This window comes from Buttiauxella sp. WJP83 (genome assembly GCF_027594725.1).
Classification (GTDB): Bacteria; Pseudomonadota; Gammaproteobacteria; order Enterobacterales; family Enterobacteriaceae; genus Buttiauxella; species Buttiauxella selenatireducens.
In genome coordinates this window covers 4,017,538-4,041,860 of record NZ_CP110080.1, presented here as the reverse complement: position 1 = coordinate 4,041,860, position 24,323 = coordinate 4,017,538, and the positions used below count along the sequence as shown (strand labels likewise).

At 44.9% G+C, this 24,323-nt stretch carries 17 protein-coding genes and 1 tRNA gene; 10 read left to right on the top strand and 8 right to left on the bottom strand.

The genetic code is table 11. The annotated features are described in order from the left end of the window. Positions 1-5: 5 nt before the first annotated feature. Entirely contained in the window at positions 6-1,493 is a 1,488-nt protein-coding gene (locus OH773_RS18625) for a UxaA family hydrolase (protein WP_270140835.1), read from the top strand. Positions 1,494-1,581: 88 nt separating this feature from the next. After that, complete coding sequence (locus OH773_RS18620) at positions 1,582-2,124, top strand: YgjV family protein (RefSeq protein WP_270140833.1); 543 nt, start codon at positions 1,582-1,584, stop codon at positions 2,122-2,124. A 35-nt stretch (positions 2,125-2,159) separates the two neighbouring features. On the opposite strand, the gene sstT is transcribed toward OH773_RS18620, so the two are convergent. From sstT to OH773_RS18605, 3 genes are all read right to left on the bottom strand, one after another. Next, complete coding sequence (sstT, locus tag OH773_RS18615) at positions 2,160-3,404, bottom strand: serine/threonine transporter SstT (RefSeq protein ID WP_270140831.1); 1,245 nt, start codon at positions 3,402-3,404, stop codon at positions 2,160-2,162. A gap of 293 nt (positions 3,405-3,697) precedes the next feature. Further along, positions 3,698-4,666 (bottom strand): TerC family protein, encoded by a 969-nt coding sequence (locus OH773_RS18610; protein WP_270140829.1) that lies wholly within the window; start codon positions 4,664-4,666, stop codon positions 3,698-3,700. A gap of 277 nt (positions 4,667-4,943) precedes the next feature. Continuing rightward, positions 4,944-5,942 carry a Gfo/Idh/MocA family protein gene (locus tag OH773_RS18605; protein WP_270140827.1) on the bottom strand — a complete coding sequence of 333 codons (999 nt, stop codon included), beginning with the start codon at positions 5,940-5,942 and terminating at the stop codon, positions 4,944-4,946. A 260-nt stretch (positions 5,943-6,202) separates the two neighbouring features. Between OH773_RS18605 and OH773_RS18600 the strand changes: the two genes are divergently transcribed. From OH773_RS18600 to OH773_RS18575, 6 genes are all read left to right on the top strand, one after another. Next, positions 6,203-6,287, top strand: a tRNA-Leu gene (locus OH773_RS18600). A gap of 186 nt (positions 6,288-6,473) precedes the next feature. Continuing rightward, complete coding sequence (locus tag OH773_RS18595) at positions 6,474-7,727, top strand: tyrosine-type recombinase/integrase (protein ID WP_270140825.1); 1,254 nt, start codon at positions 6,474-6,476, stop codon at positions 7,725-7,727. Between the two features lie 138 nt (positions 7,728-7,865). After that, positions 7,866-9,515, top strand: a complete 1,650-nt coding sequence (gene dptF, locus OH773_RS18590; RefSeq protein WP_270145950.1) for a DNA phosphorothioation-dependent restriction protein DptF — start codon at positions 7,866-7,868, stop codon at positions 9,513-9,515. A gap of 4 nt (positions 9,516-9,519) precedes the next feature. Further along, complete coding sequence (gene dptG / locus OH773_RS18585) at positions 9,520-10,842, top strand: DNA phosphorothioation-dependent restriction protein DptG (RefSeq protein ID WP_270140823.1); 1,323 nt, start codon at positions 9,520-9,522, stop codon at positions 10,840-10,842. Further along, entirely contained in the window at positions 10,823-15,910 is a 5,088-nt protein-coding gene (gene dptH, locus OH773_RS18580) for a DNA phosphorothioation-dependent restriction protein DptH (protein WP_270140821.1), read from the top strand. Before dptG ends, dptH begins: the two co-directional genes overlap by 20 nt. A gap of 9 nt (positions 15,911-15,919) precedes the next feature. Beyond that, complete coding sequence (locus OH773_RS18575) at positions 15,920-17,623, top strand: AIPR family protein (protein ID WP_270140819.1); 1,704 nt, start codon at positions 15,920-15,922, stop codon at positions 17,621-17,623. A gap of 30 nt (positions 17,624-17,653) precedes the next feature. Here OH773_RS18575 and dndE read toward each other — a convergent pair whose 3' ends face one another. The 5 genes from dndE to OH773_RS18550 form a co-directional block, all read right to left on the bottom strand. Then, positions 17,654-18,010, bottom strand: coding sequence for a DNA sulfur modification protein DndE (gene dndE, locus OH773_RS18570; RefSeq protein ID WP_270145948.1), 357 nt, complete (start codon positions 18,008-18,010; stop codon positions 17,654-17,656). After that, positions 18,010-20,010 (bottom strand): DNA sulfur modification protein DndD, encoded by a 2,001-nt coding sequence (gene dndD / locus OH773_RS18565; protein WP_270140817.1) that lies wholly within the window; start codon positions 20,008-20,010, stop codon positions 18,010-18,012. The genes dndE and dndD overlap by 1 nt, the downstream gene beginning before the upstream one ends. Next, positions 20,000-21,634: a DNA phosphorothioation system sulfurtransferase DndC gene (gene dndC, locus OH773_RS18560; RefSeq protein ID WP_270140815.1), complete on the bottom strand. Its 1,635-nt coding sequence runs from the start codon at positions 21,632-21,634 to the stop codon at positions 20,000-20,002. The genes dndD and dndC overlap by 11 nt, the downstream gene beginning before the upstream one ends. After that, positions 21,631-22,716, bottom strand: coding sequence for a DNA sulfur modification protein DndB (dndB, locus tag OH773_RS18555; protein WP_270140813.1), 1,086 nt, complete (start codon positions 22,714-22,716; stop codon positions 21,631-21,633). Before dndB ends, dndC begins: the two co-directional genes overlap by 4 nt. Before the next feature lie 212 nt (positions 22,717-22,928). Beyond that, positions 22,929-23,180 (bottom strand): helix-turn-helix domain-containing protein, encoded by a 252-nt coding sequence (locus tag OH773_RS18550; RefSeq protein WP_270140811.1) that lies wholly within the window; start codon positions 23,178-23,180, stop codon positions 22,929-22,931. Positions 23,181-23,279: 99 nt separating this feature from the next. Between OH773_RS18550 and OH773_RS18545 the strand changes: the two genes are divergently transcribed. Together OH773_RS18545 and OH773_RS18540 are read left to right on the top strand one after the other, a co-directional pair. After that, positions 23,280-23,591: a helix-turn-helix domain-containing protein gene (locus OH773_RS18545; RefSeq protein WP_270140809.1), complete on the top strand. Its 312-nt coding sequence runs from the start codon at positions 23,280-23,282 to the stop codon at positions 23,589-23,591. An 83-nt stretch (positions 23,592-23,674) separates the two neighbouring features. Further along, positions 23,675-24,001: a helix-turn-helix domain-containing protein gene (locus OH773_RS18540; RefSeq protein WP_270140807.1), complete on the top strand. Its 327-nt coding sequence runs from the start codon at positions 23,675-23,677 to the stop codon at positions 23,999-24,001. Positions 24,002-24,323 lie beyond the last annotated feature (322 nt).

Genomic DNA, 24,323 nt, shown 5'->3' with positions numbered 1-24,323 from the left:
TTGATATGCAATACATCAAGATCCATACGCAAGATAACGTCGCTGTTGCGTTAGTGGACCTGGCTGAAGGTGACGTCGTTACCGTTGAAGGTACAGAAATTACCCTGCGCCAGCCGGTGCTGCGCGGCCACAAATTTGCGCTTGGCACCCTTGCGCAGGGCGAGAATGTGGTGAAGTACGGTTTGCCGATTGGCCACGCTTTGGCCACTATTGAGGCCGGTGAGCACATTCACTCACACAACGCGCGTACGAATCTGAGCGACTTGGATGAGTATCGCTATCAACCTGATTTCCAAGCTCTGGCAAGCCAGGCCGCAGACCGCGAAGTGAGCGTTTATCGCCGCGACAACGGATCTGTGGGTGTACGTAATGAGTTGTGGATCCTGCCAACCGTGGGCTGTGTAAATGGCATTGCGCGTCAGATCCAGAACCGTTTCCTGAAACAGAATAATGACGCCGAAGATATCGACGGTGTCTTCTTGTTCAGCCATCCGTTCGGTTGCTCACAACTGGGTGAAGACCACATCAACACTCGCACTATGCTGCAAAACATGGTGCATCATCCCAATGCGGGCGCAGTGCTGGTGATTGGCCTGGGTTGTGAAAACAACCAGGTGAGTGCCTTCCGCGAAACGCTGGGTGAATACGATGCTTCTCGCGTTCACTTTATGGTTTGCCAGCAGCAAGACGACGAAGTGGAAGCCGGGCTTGAGCAATTGCAAGAGCTGTATGAAGTGATGCGCCATGACAAACGCGAACCTGGCAAAATCAGCGAACTCAAATTCGGCCTCGAATGTGGTGGTTCAGACGGTTTGTCCGGGATTACGGCCAACCCAATGCTGGGGCGTTTCTCAGACTATATGGTGGCGAACGGCGGCACGACAGTGCTGACGGAAGTCCCGGAAATGTTTGGTGCAGAACGCATTCTGATGAGTCATTGCCGCGACGAAGCCACGTTTGAAAAAACCGTCACCATGGTGAACGACTTCAAACAATACTTCATCGAACACAACCAGCCTATTTATGAGAACCCATCACCAGGGAACAAAGCTGGCGGTATCACCACGCTCGAAGAAAAATCCCTCGGCTGCACGCAAAAAGCCGGTGAGAGTGAGGTTGTTGATGTCCTGCGTTATGGCGAGCGTCTGAAAACGCCTGGCCTGAATCTGTTAAGCGCACCAGGTAACGATGCCGTTGCCACCAGTGCCCTTGCCGGCGCGGGTTGCCACATGGTGCTGTTCAGCACCGGACGTGGCACGCCATACGGCGGCTTTGTGCCAACCGTTAAAATCGCGACCAACAGTGAATTGGCGACCAAAAAGCCACACTGGATTGATTTTGACGCGGGAAAACTGCTGCACGGTAGCGACATGAATACTTTGCTAACCGAGTTTATCGACACCATCGTGGATATCGCGAACGGCAAAAAAACGTGTAACGAACGTAATGATTTCCGCGAGTTGGCGATCTTTAAAAGCGGCGTCACGTTGTAAATAGCCCGTCAGGTGTTAACATGAAACGGCATTTTGATTTTTAAAATGCCGTTTTTTTTCGCCTCGTTTTTACTCTCAAGGATTAGTCATGACCGCGTATTGGGTAGCCCAGGGCGTCGGCGTTCTCGCCTTTGTGGTTGGCATTACCACGTTCATCAATCGTGATGAACGGCGTTTCAAGCTACAACTGGCGGGTTACAGCGCCATTATCGGTATTCACTTCTTTTTGATGGGTGCAAGTCCGGCGGGCATGAGTGCGGAGCTTAATGCGCTGCGAACCGTTATCTCTCTGCGCACTCGAAGCCTGTGGGTGATGGGGATTTTCATCGCGCTGACGTTGGGATTAGGGTTGGCTAAATTTAACCATGCGATGGAATTACTGCCGATTGCCGGGACGGTCGCCAGTACCTGGGCATTATTCCGCTGCAAAGGGTTAACGACACGCTGCGTGATGTGGTGTTCCACCGCTTGTTGGGTAACGCATAACTTCTGGTTGGGCTCGATTGGCGGCACGTTAATCGAAGGGAGTTTTTTGGTGATGAATGGTTTGAACATCATTCGCTTCTGGCGAATGCAAAGGCGGGGAATTGATCCGTTTAAAGTCGAAAAAGAAGTGCAACAGCAGGAGTAAAGCTCCCTGCTTTGAAAGGCAGGGAGCTTGAAGCATTAACCGCGTAATGGATTATTATCAGCCAGGCGTGCATCTTCTGCCTGGCAAGCCGCCGCAGTAAACAGCACGTCGGTTGAGGAGTTCAGTGCGGTTTCGCAAGAATCCTGCAATACGCCGATGATGAAACCAACCGCAACCACCTGCATGGCAATCTCATTTGGGATACCAAACATGCCGCAAGCCAGTGGGATCAGCAGTAGAGAACCACCCGCCACACCCGACGCCCCGCAAGCACACAGTGACGCCACCACACTCAACAGCAGCGCGGTTGGCAAATCTACCGGTACACCCAGCGTATTAACCGCAGCCAGCGTCAGAACGGTAATGGTGATAGCCGCGCCTGCCATGTTAATGGTTGCGCCCAGCGGGATAGAGACGGAATAGGTATCGCGGTCAAGATTCAGCTTTTCACACATCGCCATGTTTACGGGAATGTTCGCCGCAGAACTACGGGTGAAGAAGGCCGTTACGCCACTTTCACGCAGGCAAGCAAACACCAGTGGGTAAGGGTTGCGGCGGATCTTCACGAACACCAGTAGTGGGTTGATGATGAGTGCCACGCCGAACATGCAACCTACCAGCACCAGCAGCAACTGCGCATAGCTCCACAGTGTTTCAAAGCCGGTGGTCGCAAGTGTTGAGGCTACCAGGCCAAAAATACCGATTGGGGCAAAACGAATTACCACTTTAACCATGAAGGTCACCGCATCGGAGACATCATTAATCAGGTTTTTAGTGGTTTCATTACCGTGACGCAGCGCGAAGCCCAGACCGACAGCCCACACCAGAATGCCGATGTAGTTTGCGTTTAGCAGCGCGTTAATTGGGTTGGCAACCATGCTCAGGAGCAGGTCACGCAGAACTTCCACAATACCTGACGGCGGAGTGATATCGGTTGCGCCAGTCACCAGATGCAGTGTGGAAGGGAACAGGAAGCTGACCACAACTGCGGTTAATGCAGCGGTAAACGTTCCCAGAAGATAGAGGACCAGAATCGGGCGAATGCTGGTTTTCTGACCGTGCTTATGGTTGGTGATTGACGCCATGACCAGCATCAGAACCAGCACCGGCGCAACGGCCTTCAGTGCACCAACGAACAATGTGCCGAGTAAACCCGCAGCAACGGCTGCTGGTTTTGAAACTGCCGCCAGCGCGATACCCAGCACCAACCCAATGAGAATTTGTTTGACCAGACTGCCTTGCGCCAGCCGTTTGATAAGACCTGGAGATTGTGTAGCCATGAATACCCTTCCTGTGTTGTATATCGTCCCATCCCGATCTGTGCTCTGAGGCACTTTACCGATCGGATGTAATAAATGCGTTTGCCTGGTGGAGTATAAGGAAATGTCGCGGGGTAGTAAGTGGTAATCACTGATAATTACGGTGTGGGCTAGATTTTATAACCATGCATTAACAAATATGTGACATTAGCAACAAATTGCTCAGTTAATACCCTCTCGCTAATTGACTTGCAAAAATAGCGCGTCACCAAAAGAAAACCCCGCCGAAGCGGGGCTGGAGTCTGTCGATAATATTACTTCGCCAGTTTCTTCTGATCGTTACGGTAGTTCACGATAGCGTTGATGATTAAGGTCAACGCCAGTATTCCACCGACCACACCCAGCGAAATCGCGATAGGGATATGGTAGAAATCGACAATCATCATCTTCACGCCGATAAATATCAGGATAATCGCCAAACCGTACTTCAGCATTGTGAAGCGCTCAGCCACGCCTGCCAGCAGGAAGTACATTGCACGCAAGCCGAGGATCGCAAACAGGTTTGATGTCAGCACGATGAACGGGTCAGTCGTTACCGCGAAGATAGCGGGGATACTGTCGACTGCGAAAATCACGTCACTCAGTTCAACCAGAATCAATACCAGAAGCAAAGGCGTTGCGAACAGCACACCATTTTTACGGGTGAAGAATTTTTCGCCTTCGATTTTATCCGTCATGCGCAGGTGGCCGCGAATCCAGCGCACCAACGGTTTATCACCAATGCCGCCTTCATCTTCTTTTGAGAAGGCCATCTTAATACCGGTGAACAGCAAGAAGGCACCGAACACATACAGCAGCCATTCAAACTGGGCAATCAGCCAGCTGCCCGCGAAGATCATCACGGTACGCAGCACAATCGCGCCCAGCACACCGTAAACCAGCACGCGGCGCTGCAAAGCGGCAGGCACGGCGAAATAGCTGAACAACATCAGCCAGACAAAAACGTTATCCACCGCGAGGGATTTTTCAATCAGATAGCCGGTTAGGAACGCGAGAGCCTGAGCGTCTGCGACTTCACGGCCAGATGTTCCGGTGAGATACCACCAGAATGCCGCATTAAACAGCAGCGAAAGCGTAACCCAAACCAGGGACCACGCGGCCGCCTGCTTCATGGTCATGGTGTGTGAGCCTTTACGACCCTGAAGCAGCAGGTCTATGGCCAACATAATAAGGACCACGACAGCAAAACTGCCCCACAGTAATGGAGTACCGACACTATTCATAAAAGGGTTTCCTTCAAACAAAACAAAAACGGCCAACGTCGGAAGACGCCAGCCGCTAATGCTTGCAACAGGGATCTCGCCTTCCGGCAAGGTCTCACTTACAACATATATACATGACATATATATGTTGCCCGGTAACCGGGTGTTTGTTTTTTAAACACCGTAATGACGATTAACCGACGAAGAAGTTACTCCCCTTTGCGGGCGGGAAATTATTATATCTGACACATTTCGTCAACATTCCACCCTTCGGTTTACATAGCTTTACGCCGGTATATCATGCTGGTGAATGTGCAGACACTTCATCCGCCGGGAATTTCACACCAGTCTGCGCGCGGATTTCTGTACTTAGCGCTGCAGTGATGCGCGATGTGACTAGACCTGGGTGATTAACTTCATTGCCAGCAACCAAACGAGCAAAGACTTCGGCTTCATAAAGCATAGTATTGATATGCTGCGGCAGCGTCAGATCCTGCGGTTTTCCGCCACGCGGTATAAAAGTGATTCGCTGGCATTCGGAGATTTTCTCGATAACCAGTGAACCTGCCTCGCCCTGAATCTCGCTAGGGGTTACGGAATCGCTCACTTTGGAATGCAGCAGATTCACGTCAAAATCACCGTAATTCATTTGCACTGAACCGTGAGCATCGACACCACTATCCAGAAGACTTGCCGTTGCATGAATCGATTTAGGTTCGCCCCACAACGCGGCGGCAGAGGCCAGCACGTAAAAACCGATATCCATAATCGAGCCGTTCGAGAACGCCGGATTAAAGGTATTTGGGTTTTCACCATCCAGATAACGCTGATAGCGCGAAGAGTACTGGCAATAGCTGAGCAGCGCTTTACGGATTTTGCCCACTTTTGGCAACGCTTGCTGCAGGGCGATAAAGTTCGGCAAGCTGGCGGTTTTAAATGCCTCGAACAACACCACCTGGTTTTCGCGAGCGCAGGCAATCGCCTTTTCCACTTCAAGTAAATTAGATGCGAGTGGCTTCTCACAAATCACATGCTTTTTATGGCTTAAAAACAGCAGCGTTTGAGGAGAATGCAGGGAATTCGGGCTGGCGATGTAAACCGCATCTATCGCGTCGCTTTTCGCCATCGCCTCAAGATCGGTAAAAAGATGTTCCACCGGATAGTCGCTGGCGAAGGATTGCGCCTGTTCCAACGAGCGGGAGTAGACCGCGGTGAGTTTATATTTGCCACTTTCGTGGGCAGCATCAACGAACTGACGTGTGATCCAGTTAGTTCCAATAACAGCGAGGCGTATCATAAACGGGTGCTATCTCCGAAGGCGGGTTATGTTGGAAAGACTATCACGATGTTAGGGGAAAACCAGTGGTGGAAGTTGCAGATTTGAAGGATCTATAGATGTCGTTATTAGGAAAATTCAGCCGTTCTTGTGACTTCATATCCACAACAGATTGATGATGCGCTGATTTTTTCAGCACTCAGCACGTAGAAGGTAGAATGGGGCTTGCAAAGCGGCGTGTGACAGATATAATCCCCAACGTTTTCCGCATACCTCTTCGTGCCGAAGTGGCGAAATCGGTAGACGCAGTTGATTCAAAATCAACCGTAGAGATACGTGCCGGTTCGAGTCCGGCCTTCGGCACCAACAGTATGCAAATAGACCTCAACTGAGGTCTTTTTTTATGCCTAAAATCCAGCAGTTACCTACCTTTTTCGCTATATTAATTCTCTCAAGGTCAACCGACATCAACGTACATCTACCAACACATGTTGGTATAGATGATGGTATTTACGGTTCGATAATGCTTGTACCAACAGGGAGGGGATAAGCATGGCGTTAACAGATATCAAGGTCAGAACAGCCAAGCCAACGGATAAGCAATACAAACTGACCGATGGCAACGGTATGCATCTTCTCGTCCACCCCAATGGTTCAAGATACTGGCGTCTGCAGTACCGCTTTGGCGGGAAGCAAAAGATGCTGGCTTTAGGCGTATATCCTGATGTGTCTCTTGCAGATGCCAGAGCGCGTCGTGATGATGCTCGTAAGCTTTTGGCAAACGGTATCGACCCGGGAGACAAAAAGAAAAATGATAAGGTTGAACAGGAAGAAGCGCGCACTTTTGAGGAGCTTGCTGTTGAGTGGCACGCCACAAATAAAAAGTGGTCGGAAGAACATAGCCGACGAGTACTTAAAAGCCTGGAAGACAACCTCTTTCCTGCCATAGGCAAACGTAATATTGCTGAACTTAAAACGAGAGATCTGTTAGCGCCAATTAAGGCCGTAGAGATGTCTGGACGTCTTGAGGTGGCTTCGCGGCTACAACAGCGCACCACAGCAATAATGCGTTATGCCGTTCAGAGCGGTTTGCTTGACTATAATCCCGCGCAGGAGATGGTGGGTGCTGTTGCTTCAAGTAACCGACAGCATCGACCGGCGCTAGAGTTGAAGCGTACTCCCGAACTGCTTCAGCGCATTGGCAGTTATACAGGCAGGCCACTGACTCGCCTTGCTGTTGAGCTAACTCTCTTGGTCTTTATCCGCTCAAGTGAACTGCGTTTTGCTCGTTGGTCCGAGATCGATTTTGAAACATCTATGTGGACGATTCCAGCCGAGCGAGAAGCTATCGAAGGAGTAAAGCACTCGCAGCGTGGCTCAAAAATGCGTATGCCTCATCTGGTGCCGCTTTCCCGACAGGCTCTGGTTATTCTCGAGCAGATTAAGACTTTCAGTGGCGATCATGAACTGATCTTTATTGGCGATCACAATCCTCGCAAACCGATGAGTGAGAACACGGTGAACAAATCTTTGCGAGTTATTGGATATGACACACAGGTTGAAGTCTGCGGCCATGGTTTCAGGACAATGGCTTGTAGTTCGCTGATTGAATCGGGATTGTGGTCGAGGGATGCGGTGGAACGGCAGATGAGCCATATGGAGCGTAACTCTGTGCGTGCGGCTTACATTCATAAAGCCGAGCATCTTGATGAGCGCAGATTGATGCTGCAGTGGTGGGCTGATTTTCTTGATGCTAACCGGGAGAAGGCGGTGAGTCCATTTGATTTTGCCAAAATAAATGATTAATACCCCCCTTGGAGCTTGCCCCCTTGAGTGGTATCACTACGAGTTATGTTACTCCACTGAAGTAGTTTAATGTTCGGTGGAGATAGCATACTCATTTATATAGAATGGTTATTATTTTTCCTTAGAGACCCTGCGGTTATGAGTGCAATCACATTACGTCAAGCGTTGAATGTACTTGCGAAGTCATCTTCTTTTTCCGTTTCTACGGAAATTGATAGACGAAAGGATGAGTTCGATCAGTTAAAGGTACTGCTCTTTGTAAAACAAGATATTGAAAAAGATTTGCAACGTTATTTGGATTCAGCGAATCCCGGTGAAATTATTTTTTTGTGCGGTAGTAGCGGAGATGGAAAGTCTGAAATTTTAACTCGTTGTAAGTCCGATCCCCGTTATCAACATAAATTTAGCTTTCACCTTGATGCAACACATAGTTTCGCTCCTCGTCAGTCTGCCATTGATGCATTGAACGATTTATTTGATGGCCACGACCAACGAGCATGCCCTCTTCTGATAGGCATCAATACCGGTATGCTAGCGAATTTCGCCAGAGAAGGTGCTGCACGCCACCAGCCAATTCGTTCAACCATCGACTCATTTTTATCTGCGAAGCAGGATGAAAATAGTCCTTTTCAACTGGCTAACTGTTCCTTTTTTGACTTCGAGCATTATCCTAAATTTCAGTTCGATGAAGATAAAAATTATTCATCATTTATTAAGTCACTACTAAATAATTTAACCAATAATGAAGATAAAAATTTATTCTATTTTATATTCAGGAATGAAGAAGTAAAAAATCCGCATCTAAAAGAAGTTGCAAACTTTAAATTGCTCTGTATGCCTGGTGTACAGGATGTATTAATTACTCAACTCTTTAAAGCCCGATTAATAAAAGATCAGTTTGTTACGACTAGAACGTTGCTGGACTTTTTACATCATCTAATCATGGGGCCGGGGTATCTATTTGATAACCTTTTCACTGCTGCAGAAAATGACCTCATAAAAAAAGTTTCTGATTTTGATCCTGCCAGATTACATACTTACGAACTTGATCAGTTCATTTTGCGCTACGAGCTTGGGTTGGTTGACTCCGAGCTGGATGATTTTTTAGCTGCACTTGAGCCGTTGCATATTGAGTTTGATCGCAAGTACGTTAAGTCTGGTGATGCAGCCTCATTGATTAGGCTCTTCTGGCTGTTACAGCATGAGTCGTTGGGGAATGATTACCACCGTAAATTTTCAGCGTTTTTTAATGAAACTCTATTTGAACGCTACTCCGAAATCTGGCACATGCATAAAAATTACACTGCAAACCCAGAACAGAAAAAATTACTTAATCGCTTCTATGCTTCCGATCTTATTGCAGGAATTCAGCGCTATGCAAACCGCAAAGCACCGGAATTAAGCATGCAAAAAGAAGAGTTTTTCTTGGGGGAGTTTGGTGGAGTTAAATTAACCGCACCGGTAGAAGTGAAACCTGATTGGGATGCTATCCGTAATAAACATACGGCTCATCCAACTGGCTTTGATATCTATTTAAAGGTTGGGCAAAACGCACTTCCTCCTGTTCACATCGGGCTCAATCTCTTTGAGCTTTTGCACAAACTGAACAATGGCTATCGCCCCAATAAATACGATAAAAATGCCATAGTGCTACTGGATGAGCTCGTTGAGTTAATTACAGAACAAGCTAAATCGAGTAGCGATATAAAATTTTATGATGGTGGGGCTCGGGTTTATCGAGCTAAGGCGGATGACGATATGATTACCATCAGCGGTATGGAGGGGTAGAGGAATGTATCCTATTGCCACAACTTTAAAAGTTGGTAACAATCAATTAGATAGTTACTTGCCTGTACGCAATAAAAACAATGACGTTAGCTGGCAGTTCGTCACCGGGCTGGTGCTCAGCTATGCCCTGAAGCGTAAAATTGAGGCTTACGATCCCGACCAATTCCGCGATGACTGTAAAGCACACTTGCAGGAGCTGCTTGATGAGCCTGCCTTTTGGGCTGTGCTTGAGCGGATGTACTTTTCCAGCAAGGATATCTTTCGTGTTTCCCCGCTTTTTTTACTGTTTCACGCCCAGTTTACAGGTGAAAAAATCAGCGCGGGTTCAGCGGCAGATAAACGTTTAGGAACGCTGTTTGCTAATTTAATGGGGGATTTTAGCCTTCATTATCCAATCCAGGACAAGCTTAATTTCATTGAGCAACAAATGTTGAATAAGCTTAATGAAAAAATAAAGTTACTGGGAATAGGCCCATTCGCCGAAGAACAACCCTATCTTCCATACATGGTGACGTGTTTTCAATCTGACCTTGAGTTTCTGGCGGAACATCCGCAGTATCTTTTACAGGAGTTGACCAATACCCTGCGTTTATATGCCTTTAGTTGGTGTGCCCAATTGGCGCTTAATCTAGACAACTGGCAGGATGGTGAGCCACAAAGTAAATCATTATTTTTCATTCTTGATAGCGAAAAAGCCAGTTCCGAACGGGAAAAAGTGAAGCGTTATGGATATAAGTTATTCGCTAGCCAGAGTGAAAAGCTTTTCCCAATTCTTTCCGCATTAGAAGTTTTGCAATGGGGAAAAGGGGAAAAAAAACGCCCTTTATGGCAGATATATCAGGATGCATTGAATGATTCAGGTTCTGCTTCTCAGGTATTAAATGATCTTAATGCCTATTTACAAGCGTTTATTATGGATCGTGGTCTCGAGCCCCGTGAGCGAGCTACAAATTTGGAAAATGCTTTCAAGCAGTTAATTTCCGTTTCCATGGAGCAATTCCAGGGTAAAAAATCTGACCGTGCAACGGTGAACCGTAAATATATCAATGAACTGGAAAGCCAGATTTGTACGGATTTTATTCAAGTGCGTGGACGGGCGGGAAAGGTGCTGGTATTGAACCAGGATCGCCTGCTGTTACTCACCAACCTCACTGTCGGAAAAAATGACAAACTCCGATTACATGAGTTGTTAAGCGGTTTTGAACAGCGGGGCTTTTATCTGGATAACCAGTCAGCACAAACGCTGGTAGCGTTTTATGAGCGCATGGGAAATGTAGAACGAATGAGTGACAGTGGAGATGCCGTATATGTCCGTAAAACAGTATGAAACCTATCTGGCGGAAACTTTTATTGAATGGGTTAGCGGTATCATCCAGCCTGGTGAACGTTACCAGTTCAAATCTCCTGATCCTGATAATGCTGTAAAACTCTGGCAGGCTTTTGTCGATCTGGCGGATGAAAATCAGCTGGAGATTGCTCCAGGGCAATATCTTTCCTGCCTCTGCTGTAATGGTGTTCAGCTTATTCCGGTACTGCATGGTGCAGCAGCACCGGCATTCACGGAAAACTATATTTCTCATCTTCGCGATAAGGTTGCAGGGCGCAGCGGAATTTTTGCTCAAACAGCATTGCTGATCATTCATAACAGCATGCTCGATACCCTTATTAACAGTACTAAAGACGTGGCAGCACCGGATGCAATTTGGTATCCGCAAACCTTCAGCCGTCAGCTGGAAAAGCTCATTACTACTGACAGCAATCGTTCAGAATTGTCCCGTTGTTTGTTAGATGATCAACTAGCAACAGTGCTGGATGAAGGTGCAACTGTATTTGGTTTTTCGTCATTGTACCGCCTGCTGGGCGATGGCAATCTGGATTTCTCTGAGCTTCATCTTTTTAAAGATGATGAATTACTTAACTTTAGCCAAAAACAGCTGCGTACCCGGCTGAATGAAAACCGGAAATTATATCGTCAGATAGAAGACTGCGTTGAACGTTACAGCGGGCAACTGGAGAATGTACTGACTGAATTTAGTACAAAATTTGTTCAAGAACACTTCGTTGATAAAGATGATTGGCGTGACCTAGATTTCTCTGAGTACAGGAAAGAAAAAGAGCAGAACAGCGAACAAAAGCTTGTCCTAGAGAACGTTTCTGTTGAAAACGGTGAGGTATGGCAACGGGCGAAAAGTGCCAGTAAGGCAGGAAAGCGCGATATCAGTTTGCTGATTCAGATTCAACCAGGACAGTCGAAAGTTGAGCTGGAGTTCAGTTTTCAGGGAAACGATCTTCAGGATAACCAGATAAAAATTGCTCACCATCGGCAACTAAAGAAAGAGCAATTCTGGCGCACCAGTCGGGCAGGAGGTAAAACTTCCCGTATTATGGCATCGGTGCCTTTTGACGGGAAACCTTGCTTCTTCAGCTTGGAGCTGACCAATCGCAATAATTCTGCTGAAGAGTACAAGTTCCGCGTATTGTTGGTCGGGCAAGGTCAATTCTGGTTGAATGATATTCAACACTGCTACCGTGTTGAACCCGGCAAAGGGCAAATCACGCTACAACTGGAAGATAACGAGCTTCGCATTGCAGAGTTGGGCAACTTGCCTTGCGTGTTGGATGGCGAGAGTGAGGATATTGACTGCCAGCAATATGCTTTGGTGAATTTTGATACGTTGGCGAATCAAAGTGACCTGGTTCAGTTTGCACTCGTTTCTGGTGATTCTCGCCTGTCGTTTAATATCGAGGGACCAGGTGCTGAAGAAGGGTTAACGTTACCGTTGCTTTTCGACCAGAGTCGTTTCAATAAGCTCTTCAAAGAAGAGGGGAATGCGACCTACAACCGACTGAAGGGGCGTATTATACTCGAGAATACCGAGCATAAAGTAGTCGGTGTACGCCAGCAGTTACTGATATTGGAAGCCTCGTTAATTGATCAACGTCTTCTTGGTATAGAAAGTGGCGATAGCGTGTTTGAACTGGATGAATTGCTTGCCAGCCACCCCGAGCTTCATAGCGCCTACGAACAGTTATTTGCTTACTATCAGTGCCGCAGCACTTTACCTAGCCTGGTATCGTGGTCATCTGAATACCGAACACTGATTAGCCACATTATTAGTACTTTTGAACATGCATTACAGCAAATTAGCATGAGCAGAGCGCTAACAGCGCAGGAAAAACGTCTTCTGCACCTGGGTATTTGTCGCGTTGATTCGCATGAGCGCTTATCGCCACTGCATCCCTTAGTGCTGGCCTATCATCTACAACTTGCGGAAACTATCGTTTCGGAGTTGGAACAGCACGCTTCGGTTTCGTTTGCCACACTGCCATCTATTACCCTGGATCGCCTCGTTGTGTCCGGTTTAATGCCGTTTGTTTACCACAGCGAACATGAATACGCTCAATTGCAACCGGTGGAGGAAAACCGCTTCTGGATTGATGTTGTTCCGCAGCGTCAGGTCAGCCATGACTACGTTAAGCGTTTGGTAAAAGATAAGCTCAATGAATTCACTGATGCGTACGCTCGGCTCTTCCAGAGTGCTGGAAACAATGCATTAATTATTAATGCCATTAATCAGGGAACCGCCAAAGAGCTGTTTTTGGGGTTAGTTGAATATTTTAAGCAGGAAAAAGAACAAGCAATTTCGGTTCATGTTAACTGCTACGACGAACATTTACTGCCAAATATGTTCGATCACTTTGCCGAGAGTGGCAGCTATGAACAGCTAAAAAACGACCTCGATCTAAACAGTGGTGCATGGCGGGCGGAAGCCGATATGCTGATTGATTTGCTGCGTAGCCGCTTAACATTCAGCAAATTTGTCCTGCCGTCTGAAAGTGAAAATCTTGCTTATGCACATCTGGCATTTTTCACTAATACGGCCCCGGTAGATTGCCGCCAAATTCGCATTGAAGATGCATCTAGCGGTGTATTGTGCCATGGACTGATTGCAGGAGAAGGTGCGGAAACTCAGGGGAATGCATATTTTACCGCTTTTGGCTTACGTGGTGTTGATACCGAACCTTACTGTGCATTGCGTCTCGCCCATTTAATTGGATGTCTATGGCAACCTGCGCGTCAGAGCAACAGCCAATATCATGGACAGGGGATCGGCTTGGCCGTAAGCGGCAGCTTCAAGCAGCTGCTCAATTATTCTTACAACAGCGCGCTCTGGACCACCATCATCGATCCAAAAGTCACGCTCGACTTTTTTACTAATCAGAAAGATGTGGTACTTATCCATTACTCCGATCAGTACACCAGTTGCGCAGGTTATGATGCCGTGACAGTGACGAAGCAGGTTGACCTATTCCTGCGTCTACTCCAGACAGAAAATCAGTCTGAGCAACGAGCTGTGGACAGCCAACACTTACTTGCAGAGTTTAATGCCTTTAATGGCGAGTGGTTGCTGAAAATGTTGCGTTCCAGCGAAAAGGAGCGCAAAGAGAAGCACGGCATTATCGGCGCGTACAAATTTGTGCAGTCCATGCTGGATAAATCCGATATTTGCTGGATCCCATTATCCGTAGCAGAAATGATCCGCGTGTCAGGCAATGTCGGGCTAAAAATGAAAGAGAGCGACTTATCCCGGAACCTACAGGGTTATCGTAAAGGCGCTATCTCCGATGATGTCCTCTTTGTCGGTTTCAAAGAAAACAGCCTCTATTTATTGCCACTAGAAGTCAAAACTGGTGCGCGGCCTGATTACAATTATGCAGGCCAGCAGGCTAGTGAACTAAAGCGCTACTTGCAGCAGGATATTCTTGAGCCACAAACGCTGTCTTCTCAGCTATACCGGGCGCTCTTTATTCGCCAGGTACTTATGCAGGTCGAGAAACTACGTCTGTATGGTGTATTAGATAGCGATAAGCTATCTCCTTTACTTGAACGACGCGAATGGTGGTTAACGGGCGATTATCAGTTGGGAGAGTTGAGTGACTACGCGGACGGCTTCGTTGTAGCGCATGTTGACAGCGCAACCTGCTTCGAGCTTTCTTACAAAGAAACCGCAGATAATATTTTACAGATAGAAATTCCGTATTCACTTCTGCCATCGTTAATTATCTCCCAGGGAGATCAACCTTCGTTGGCTGAACGCTATCGGGTACCGGAAAAATATCTATTAAAGCCGGAGTCTGATGCCATATTAACCAATTCAAATTTGACAGCTGCAGTATCAGCACCAGCGGTTACTATGGCGACTTCAGATCTGGAATTACCGCAGTCTGCAGAGCCTGTAGTAATTCCTGAAGTTAGTGATAAACCATTACAGATTTTGTTTGGCCATGATGCAGCACGACAGAGTCCGTTGTACTGGGAACCGACTAACACCGCTAAGTTCATGAATACCAACACTGGTATTATTGGCACGATGGGCACCGGGAAAACTCAGTTTACTAAGTCTCTGGTTACACAGCTGATGCGCAATCAGTCCTGTAACGTTGATGGCAAACCCATTGGCTTGCTGATTTTCGACTATAAATCTGACTATGTGGATGATGCATTTCTGGAAGCAACTGGTGCTAATAAATATAAGTTATCTTTGCTGCCTTATAATCCATTGTCCTTATTCGGTGATATGCCTATGTTACCTAGGCACACGGCAATGGCATTTGCAGAAACAATGGGTAAAGCCTACAACCTTGGCGTAAAACAGCGAATGAAATTGGTTGGGTTGATCATGGAGTGTTATGAGTTAGCTGGCATCGTTCCCCATGATCGTTCAACATGGGGCCGCATTGCACCGACCATTGAAGATGTTTGGCAACGTTATTTAGCTCAGGAAAAAGTTGACGAAGATTCGCTGTATGCGGCGCTCTATAATCTGGCAGGTTTCCAGATTTTTGAAACCAATCCTGAGAAAATGACCAGCTTGTATGATCTGGTTGATGGTGTAACCGTCATTGAATTGGCTGGATATCCTTCTGAAATTCAAAACCTGGTTGTCGCGCTCACGTTAGATCTGTTTTACGCGCAGATGCAAAAACGGGGCAAGCCAATGGTTCGAGGCGATTATCGTCAGCTTACCAAAATGATTCTGGTCGATGAAGCCGATAACTTTATGCGCCAGGATTTTTCCAGTTTGCGTAAGATCCTTAAAGAGGGTCGCGAATATGGTGTAGGGGCTATTCTTTCAACGCAGGAGATCACCCACTTCAAAACTGGGGAAAACAATTACGCTTCCTATATTTTAACTTGGGTGATTCATCGTGTATCTGAAATTAAAAATGGCGATATTAAGGCTGTTTTTAATGTCGATGAGAAAGGGGAGCAAGAGTCTTTGATGGGGCAGATTCGTCAGCTTGAAAAACACTTCAGCTTATATGTTAATGGGGATAAAAAAGTAATGAAAATGCGAGACGTTGCATTTTGGGAATTGTTGCATAAAAATTAAGGTGAAATGATGGCTACTAGAAATGATTTTTTTATTTTAAATACAAAGTTAGATAAATATTTCAAGTTGTTATGTGGCAATACAGGGTTTAGTGGTGCTAAAGATCTTTCAGAAACTCAAAGACGACGTTTTGGCTTTTATCTCTTTATTTTGGAAAATGTATGTGATATTGATTATGATGAAGATGAAATAATAGACTCTATAATTGATACGGATTTTAATAAAGTCTTTTTTGGAGAGAATGTTAATGATTTCGGCATGGATGTTGTTTATATAAACGAAGAGAAAAAACAAGTAAAGCTTTTTAATTTCAAATACAGAGAGAAATTTAATATTGATAAATCTCAAAGCTTAAATGATAACTTCATTTCTGCTAAATTTTTAAATTTATGCCTTAATTTTGATAGTTCTAAAGATAACAAATATCATAAAAAGTTGGAAAGTAAGTTAATCAAATTAAATGATATATTTTGCAATCCCAAAGATGAGTGGGAAGTCAAATTTTATCAAGTAAGCAATGATGCTCAAGAAGTAAAAGAAACTAATTCAGAGCTGGAGCATTTGTCATCTGTTTATGAGATTGAGATAGAGCCCTTGGCGCTGCCAACCATTTCTCAGTTTATGTCAATAAGACCAAAAGATATAAATGCCAGTATTATTGTAAATAAAGATGCGTTAATGTGTTACAGTGAAGATAGCAAAGCATCAGCAAAGTCATATATTGTAAGAGTAAGATGCGATGAAATAGTCAGAATGACATGCAATAATAATTTATTGCGATCAGAAACCAACCTTGAGGATTTACTTCCTTTAGCTGACGTTGGACTAGAATATAGTGTTTTATTTGATAATGTCAGAGGTTTTGTAAAAAACTCAAAATATAACCCTAACATAAGTACAACCATTAAAAATAGCCCAACTAAATTCTTTATGTATAATAATGGCATTACAATGGTTGCTAAATCTATTTCTGCGCTAAATTTAGCTGGAAATAAAAGCATGAAACTTGAGATTAATGATTTCCAAATTGTGAATGGTGGGCAAACATTAAGGTCCATTCATAATTTCAATCAAGATAATAAAGATAACATATCAAATTATCTCTGTAATTCAGAAGTCTTAATTAGGATTTTTATGCCTGATTCGGGGTCAAATGATATTCATAAAATTGCTGAATATACCAATAGTCAAAACTCCATAAAATCATCAGATTTAAAATCATTGTCCACAGAGCAAATTGATATTGAGAGATATCTTGATGGTCACGGGATTGCGTACTTGAGAAAGTCAGGAGATACAGGTCCGGACGATCAAAAAGAATACAAGTACATGATTAAAATGGAAACTTTTGGTCAAATTCTTAAGTCTATAAATGGATATCCAGAAAAATCAACCAATAGCATCAAAGACATTTTCGATAAAGATTATGATGAATTATTCATTAATGGCTTTGACTTAAAAAAATCTCCAGAGTTGATCAAAAATTATTTTGAAATTATAAAGGAATATAAATCCTTACCGCACAAAGGAAGTCAAATAAAATATTTCTACACCTTGTATTTGTTAGAAAAAGGTGTGGCTTTAAAATATCCATTGCTTATAAATAAGCTAGAGGATTGCATAAATTCATTTGAAGTTGAAAATACATCTATTATTAGAAAAATGGGGTTGTTAAAGTTCAAAGAACACCTTAATAAAGAGTTTAATATATAATGGTAACCCCATGCTAAGCATGGGGTGATATTACTTTATGCTATTCATAAAGTTATTAATGTTTCTATGGTTTCTTAATGAAGAAATCCCATCATCAACATGCGCTGCCCATGCTTTAATTAGCATTTTCGGCTCTATCTGTGGATACAACATTTTAAGTACTAATTCAGTAGGTTGTAGCGTTTCACCCAACCACGTAATTTTGTCTAGTACTAAAACACCGTCCAATTTTTTAGTGTCTCGCTCTGGTGAATAACGAAATTCGCTTTCTACCGAACGGAAAAATGCCAAACGGGCTGCCACATTGGGAGTGATCCCTGTATATCCCTTTAACTTTTTCAGTTGTTCTTCAGTCTGACGACTGAGCTGCATTCTATTTGGGAGCATCAAATTGCCTCCTTAGTTAATTCCCAGAAATAACCAGGTTTCAGTGCGGAAGATTTCGTATGTGCATTAAACACGATCTCATAAGCATGAGATATATCATCTCGTAATTGATCTACAAAATAACGTTCGTCCACTTCTGTATCCGTAGATAACAACACTACCTGATGGCTAGCAAACGGGAAGTAGTGGTTGATCAGTTTATCTCTATGCTGAGAGTCTAAACGGCCTAACGGTGTATCAATAATTACCGGTAAATCACGGCCAGAGGTTTTTGCGAGCGCTTCAAGAATCGCAATCGCATAGATCTGTTTCTCACCAGCGGAGAGTAGTTTACGATTGATCACTGTGCCTTTTTCATCAACCAATTCCACATCAAATGTTTCAGGGTTAATGTGTGCATTGAGCTGCAAATCTTCTTTACGAGCTAATTTACGGTAGGCACCTTCAAAATTCGCTGACAGCGTTTTCACTCTTGCTTGAGTTAAAAGTTCACTATAGCGGTCAAGCAGGTTGATTGTTTCTTGGGCATTATTAAATGCACTATCGGAGTTGTGTTGATTACGTGCCAGATCGTGTGTTTTTTGTACCTGACGAGCACAGTCCAGTTGCAGCTGCTTAGTTTGTTTTGCTTCCTCCAACAGCGAGCGATACTCCTGCCGTTTACTCTCGCGTTTACGGTCAAGCTCCCGAAGTTTTTCAAATATATCGATAAGCTGATCATCTTCCGGCGCACGAGCAATGTTTGCCGCGGCTTGCTCAAGCTGCTCTTCAACTTCAGCCAATTGGTTACGATAAAGATCAAAACGCTGCCACGCTTTCTTGCTGTCCTGCTCTATAGATTGTTGGATCATCCCAGCTTCGCGTTCTGAGATGTCAAACAACAGCTCACCTTTGGGTTTTCCAGCCAGGTAATCTTTCAGATTATCTTCAATTGCTTCGGCAGCAATTTTGCCAGTAGTTCCTGAGCGGAATGAAATATCATTTTTCAGCTGCGTAAGAAATTGAGTTAATTCCTTTTCAAAACTGTTCGCCTGCTTAATTTGTATCTCTGCACTAATTTGCTCAAGCAAACGCCCTAGAGTCCTAGGTGCCAGAGCGTAAGGTAGCGAGCTATCGCATTCATGGCGCAATGCTTTTTCAAGGCGATCTTTTTCTTTTAACAGAGTATCAACTTTCTGTTTTTCTTGTGCTTTTGTCTGAGCAAAAGCACCACCTTGCGCATTCAGAAGTGCTTCATATCGGTTGATTTCTTTTGATAGCAAATCAATTCGCATTTTAGCAAAATCAGCTTTTTCTAAAATCTGCTCTGTCTGGAAAGCAAACTGCTTAACCTGTTCTTCAAGTTCAGCAAGTTTGTGTTGTTGGGAGCCTGCGAGTTGGCTGGATTGCTGACGCTTAACAAAGATCATCAAATCATTACGAAGTTTCGCGATGAGATCTAAACCTAACAAGCGACGTACGGCTGTACGCAGAATATTTCCAGAGTCATCTTCAGCGAGCTCTGCAATTTTTTCACCATCAAAGAAGAACAAATCGGCAATTCCATGCGGAATTAATTCATTCAAGAACCCCTGGCATTGATCATAATCCAGTTCTTCAAGGAGTTGGCCATCTTGCTGTAGGTTTAGTTGATCCTTTTTCCCTTTTTTCCATGTGCGCGTGACGGTAAACTCAGCTTCATGCCCGCCTTTGTTATAGGTGAAAACAAGTTCAATCGACGCTTCACTTGGCCGTTCAACAGTTGTTGATCCGTTGTGAATTAATGCGCTGAGTTCTTCAACATACTCTTGTTGTTGAGTTGCTGGGCCAAACGCTAACCGACCATACAATGCCAGGCGGATTGCAGACAGAATTGATGTTTTTCCTGCTCCGTTAAGCCCACCGAAAAGAACGATCGGACGCGGGTTATCATCGTTCTGGCGCTTTCTCGGAGCCAAATCAATCACATGAGTACCATTAAATACACGGAAATTACGCAATACCAGCTGTTTAATTAACACGTTCTTTTTCCTCACTGGTAAGCAGAGTCGGCTCGCTCACTTCGGCAATTCTGCGCTGCAACATCTGTAGTTCGGCTTCCAATTTTGCGACTTCTTCCTGATGAATATCTCGGTCGTTCCGTTTCTGTAAGGTCTCTTGTTGCTGTTTAATCTCTTCGAGACTGCCCCAGTCTTGTTTCAAGATGGTGCCAAGTTTGTCGAAGATACCCTGACGGCGGCTGAGTCCTTCCATAGAAACCTCAAGCTCAATCAGTTTCATAACCATCTCAGGAACCACCTCAAACCCTTGGGCGATCTGCTCAAGCAGTTCCGCATCACTAGCATTGAAACGTGACTGGTCGTCAATAACCCAGTCCAGGTCTTTCCCGTAAACGTCGCGATAAATACCTGGCAAAGTGTCGTACCAGTCCGGCTCATTAGGATCTTTCAGCCATTCCTGGCGAATAGCGTGTAGCTCCGGCTGCGTAATTAACGTGATGGTATGGCCCTGAGCGTTCAAATCTCGCTCAATTTCCAGTAAATCTTTAAGCCATTTCTGACGATATTTGAGCCAGTAAGGGCCGGGAACATGCTTACGTTCTGCACTGATTTCTTCACCGTCCTTGGCATATTGATAACTCACTTTACCGGTACGGCGTTTATAGTTGCGGAACGCATCTTTGTTCACGGGGTCGGTAGTAAATGCCAGCAGATCGCGATATTTCAGCAAAGGGGACATCCACTCTTCACCATTCTTAATCAGGCTTTCCATTGCTTTGTCTTTTGTTACGACAGTACAAGTCCAGCAACCGAAACGAGAATTCCCGCAAGATGGAGTGCTTTCATCGATTACAAGTGGACACTCTCCCTGCGCGGAAGAGTCCATATACAGCGTCCAGAGTGGGCGATTATTACCACCCCACGGGCTTTCCCACTCATCAATATCATCTGGGGCGTAGCGAAACGCACCACGTAACAATTTCCAGACGTCTTCTACATCCCAGGTATCAATAGGGGTATAGATAAAGGCATTAGCCAGCGTGGTATGTCGGGCCAGGCGCGAACCATCAATTTTGTGCTTTGCGATCACTTGAGCACGAGAAGCGCTTTCGCTGCTTCGCGAACCCAATACAACAATTACCTCATCAAACTGGCTGACTTTATCTTTGATAAAGTCGCTTACCGGATTGATCTTCATTCGTTCAGTACACCAGCGGAAACTCCGGGTAGGTGCCGGATAACCTTTTCCCAGCAAATTAACCCAGAATGTTTCATGGGTTTTTGGCATCACCGCATGCTGGGTGATCGGCAAGCCATTGCGTTTTGCACCAGCCTCAATCTGCAACATGGTTTTCTTAATCAGATCAACAACTACTGGCGTTTCTACCAGAGTGTCAGATGATACTAAAAAAACATCTTTGCTACGCATTTGAGGGGGCAAGCCCAGTAAAGCAAGGTACACCAGCGTAATAACTGCAGAAGAGTCTTTGCCACCGCTGTAGCCAATAACCCACGGGCGTTTATCTGCGCAATAAATTCTCTGAACTTCAGCAACATATTCGGATAAGGGGCGTCCTGCAAACTGCTCCTGGTTAATAAAATCTTCATACTCGGCCAAATCAAAGGCCTGGACTAGTTTACTCATGAGGTAACCATTTGAGCTTCAAGCTCCTGTTCTTCAGGAGTTAGGGGGAGGGACAGAGCACGCTTAAGAGCGTTGCATGTTAACTGAATAGCAGTATTGGTTTTACTTAGTTTACCGTGTTGCATTGCCCGTTTAATCAATTCTGGGTTGCTTTTGCGCCAGTCAAAAGTTTTTAATTCAGCAATCTTTTGCTGCCAGGTGTCAGGATGTTCTGCCAACAGAGCTCTACCCAAAAGGCCTAATGCCTGAAGGCCGATACCATGGGCGTGTACATAATCCTGCCGTAACTGTGCAGGGGAAACCTCTTTTTTGGCTGCCAACTGCCAATCCGGCATAACACTAAATACTGCTTGCCAGTATAGAGTCGCAATGTGTGTGATTTCTTCGAGTTCACTTTCTTTAGGATCTTGCCCTAACAAGGCTCGAGTTGACTGCTTAATACTGCTTAGCGTAAATAATTTATTGGATAGTGTACTGATACTGGATTTCTCGAGTTCTGTGAGACCCACAAAAGGTTCAATAGACATCGCTAAATAGCGAGCCAAATTAGAGCTTGCATCGCGATGGTTATAGAGAGCTGATAAGGATGGACTAGGACGTATCGCGTATTTATTCAAATCGGCAAACATCTGCTGGCTTCGCTTCAGCCCTTCATCAACAAAAAACAGTACTGGTATGTTGTCCTGACCCAGATCAGGACGTTCTTCCAGTGCATCTTCAATTGCTTTACGGCGGTGCTGACCGTCATTGATGAGAATCTGTGCTTCCATTGGGACTCGAAGCGTTCCTAGGTTGTTAGAACCTGGGAATTCATCAAATTGCACATCGACTGCTATCGAAGCTGTTAATGCAGAAAATACATAGTCTTTTGGATTTTCAAGAAGATATCTAACCATTTCCGGTATGCGAGATTTGTTTAATATTCTTTGAGCCCGCAATTCGGGTGGTACTTCATTTTCATCGAAACTGAAAATCTTCGGAATGATCCGCATAGGGCAGGTGGCGATATAGAAAGGGCGCCCTGCCTGGATACCGCGAACAGCAGGAAATGAGTAACAATAATCTGTATCAAAGCTGGTCACTGAAATTTCCTTTATGTAAAACGTCTTGGTTTTTACGTAATCTATAACGTAATAACGGCCATTTTAACGTAAAAAATGATGCATTTACGATAGAGATTTCCAAAAAACTCCTAAATTAAAAATCATCACTGTGTTTATGTCCAGCTTTTACGTTAAAAATATCTTTGGTTGCATCAAAAAGGTTCCGGAAATTGAAGCCTCTACGCATTTTTTCAATAGGAACGCATTAATCTTTCTCGATTGATTAACTTGTCACCTTCATCAAAATACCGCTCAGGCCAAATTTCACTTGGATGTACCCCAAGTGCCTCAGCAATCAAAAACTCACCTTTTGGCCAGGGCCGTGTAAGTGCATTAGCCAGTGTTGATGAACTCAATCCAGCACTTCTTGAAAGCGCCGCTAGGGAAGTACCTTTTTTACGTAAACCCGCGATGATATCTGCCTGATGCCAACCGTTTGTCATGATTCCCTCCTGACTTTTTCCCGTAAATGGAACTGCTACAAACCGATACTACGTTATTCGTAGTATTGTGTCTAAATAAAAACTACGAATATCGTAGTTATGCGAACAACACCAAATTATCGTGAAATTTTCTGCAAAAGGCTCAAAGCTTCCCGGCTTGCGTCTGGTCTTTCGCAAAGAAACCTTGGGATTTTGGCAGGTATAGATGAGTTTGTTGCGAGTGCTCGCATCAATCGGTATGAGCTTGGGATTCATGAAGCTGATATACAAACGGCTCAGTATTTGTCTGGTGTGTTAAATGTACCTCTTGCCTATTTCTATGCTGATGATGATCAATTGGCAGAAATGATTTTTCTCTTTAGTCGATCATCTTCGCAGATTAAAGAAAAAGTTTTAGATCTAGCCCGCTAGCCATCTGTGTTACAACTCTATTTAATACAAAACTACGTTACTCGTAGTATCTGCTACGCTATAAAGCTACGACTATCGTAGCTATGAAAACTTCTATTAATTACCCCGATATCTTCTGCCAGCGCCTAAAAGCTGCACGTCTTTCGAAAGGGCTGTCACAAAAGAGTCTTGGCATTCTTGCCGGGATAGATGAGTTCGTTGCGAGCACGCGCATCAATCGCTATGAAAAGGGTGTTCATCAGGCCAACATTGAGATCGCGCAGCAGCTTGCGACAGCTTTGGAAGTCCCACTTGCTTACTTCTATATGGTAGATGATCAACTGGCAGAACTTACATTAAGTTGGATGAAGTTATCTGACCTGGATAAAACGGAACTGCTTGCTCAAGTAAAAGCAAAGTCATCCTGGTAGTTGGAATCTATCGCCTTCGTCACCATGTTTCCTGCTACTGGTTGCAGATAGATCCTATTCCCGCAGCCACCATCACATTTTCACCCAACTGAATGCTGTTCCAACTTTCGGGGGGGGGGAGTTTTCCTGAACGGAAGAGGACATTGGTGACGCCACGTTGTATCCAGTAACGCAGTATCTTTGAATCTCCTCGAACGGGACAGCAAAGACATCATCGTGCAGCGTGCATTTATATAGGTATACCGATCCGCATGCGTTTTACATGTTTGTTGTGTTTGAGCGGATAACACAACTGTGAATCGGCATCGCCGTAAGCGGGTAG

Coding starts and splice junctions, on each gene's coding strand:
- OH773_RS18550 (WP_270140811.1), bottom strand. CDS start 23,180: ATGACAAACGGTTGGCATCAGGCAGATATCATCGCGGGTTTACGTAAA.
- dndC (WP_270140815.1), bottom strand. CDS start 21,634: ATGAGTAAACTAGTCCAGGCCTTTGATTTGGCCGAGTATGAAGATTTT.
- dptF (WP_270145950.1), top strand. CDS start 7,866: ATGAGTGCAATCACATTACGTCAAGCGTTGAATGTACTTGCGAAGTCA.
- dptH (WP_270140821.1), top strand. CDS start 10,823: ATGTCCGTAAAACAGTATGAAACCTATCTGGCGGAAACTTTTATTGAA.
- OH773_RS18625 (WP_270140835.1), top strand. CDS start 6: ATGCAATACATCAAGATCCATACGCAAGATAACGTCGCTGTTGCGTTA.
- OH773_RS18610 (WP_270140829.1), bottom strand. CDS start 4,666: ATGAATAGTGTCGGTACTCCATTACTGTGGGGCAGTTTTGCTGTCGTG.
- dptG (WP_270140823.1), top strand. CDS start 9,520: ATGTATCCTATTGCCACAACTTTAAAAGTTGGTAACAATCAATTAGAT.
- OH773_RS18595 (WP_270140825.1), top strand. CDS start 6,474: ATGGCGTTAACAGATATCAAGGTCAGAACAGCCAAGCCAACGGATAAG.
- OH773_RS18620 (WP_270140833.1), top strand. CDS start 1,582: ATGACCGCGTATTGGGTAGCCCAGGGCGTCGGCGTTCTCGCCTTTGTG.
- OH773_RS18540 (WP_270140807.1), top strand. CDS start 23,675: ATGAAAACTTCTATTAATTACCCCGATATCTTCTGCCAGCGCCTAAAA.
- sstT (WP_270140831.1), bottom strand. CDS start 3,404: ATGGCTACACAATCTCCAGGTCTTATCAAACGGCTGGCGCAAGGCAGT.
- OH773_RS18605 (WP_270140827.1), bottom strand. CDS start 5,942: ATGATACGCCTCGCTGTTATTGGAACTAACTGGATCACACGTCAGTTC.
- OH773_RS18575 (WP_270140819.1), top strand. CDS start 15,920: ATGGCTACTAGAAATGATTTTTTTATTTTAAATACAAAGTTAGATAAA.
- dndE (WP_270145948.1), bottom strand. CDS start 18,010: ATGCTCCCAAATAGAATGCAGCTCAGTCGTCAGACTGAAGAACAACTG.
- OH773_RS18545 (WP_270140809.1), top strand. CDS start 23,280: ATGCGAACAACACCAAATTATCGTGAAATTTTCTGCAAAAGGCTCAAA.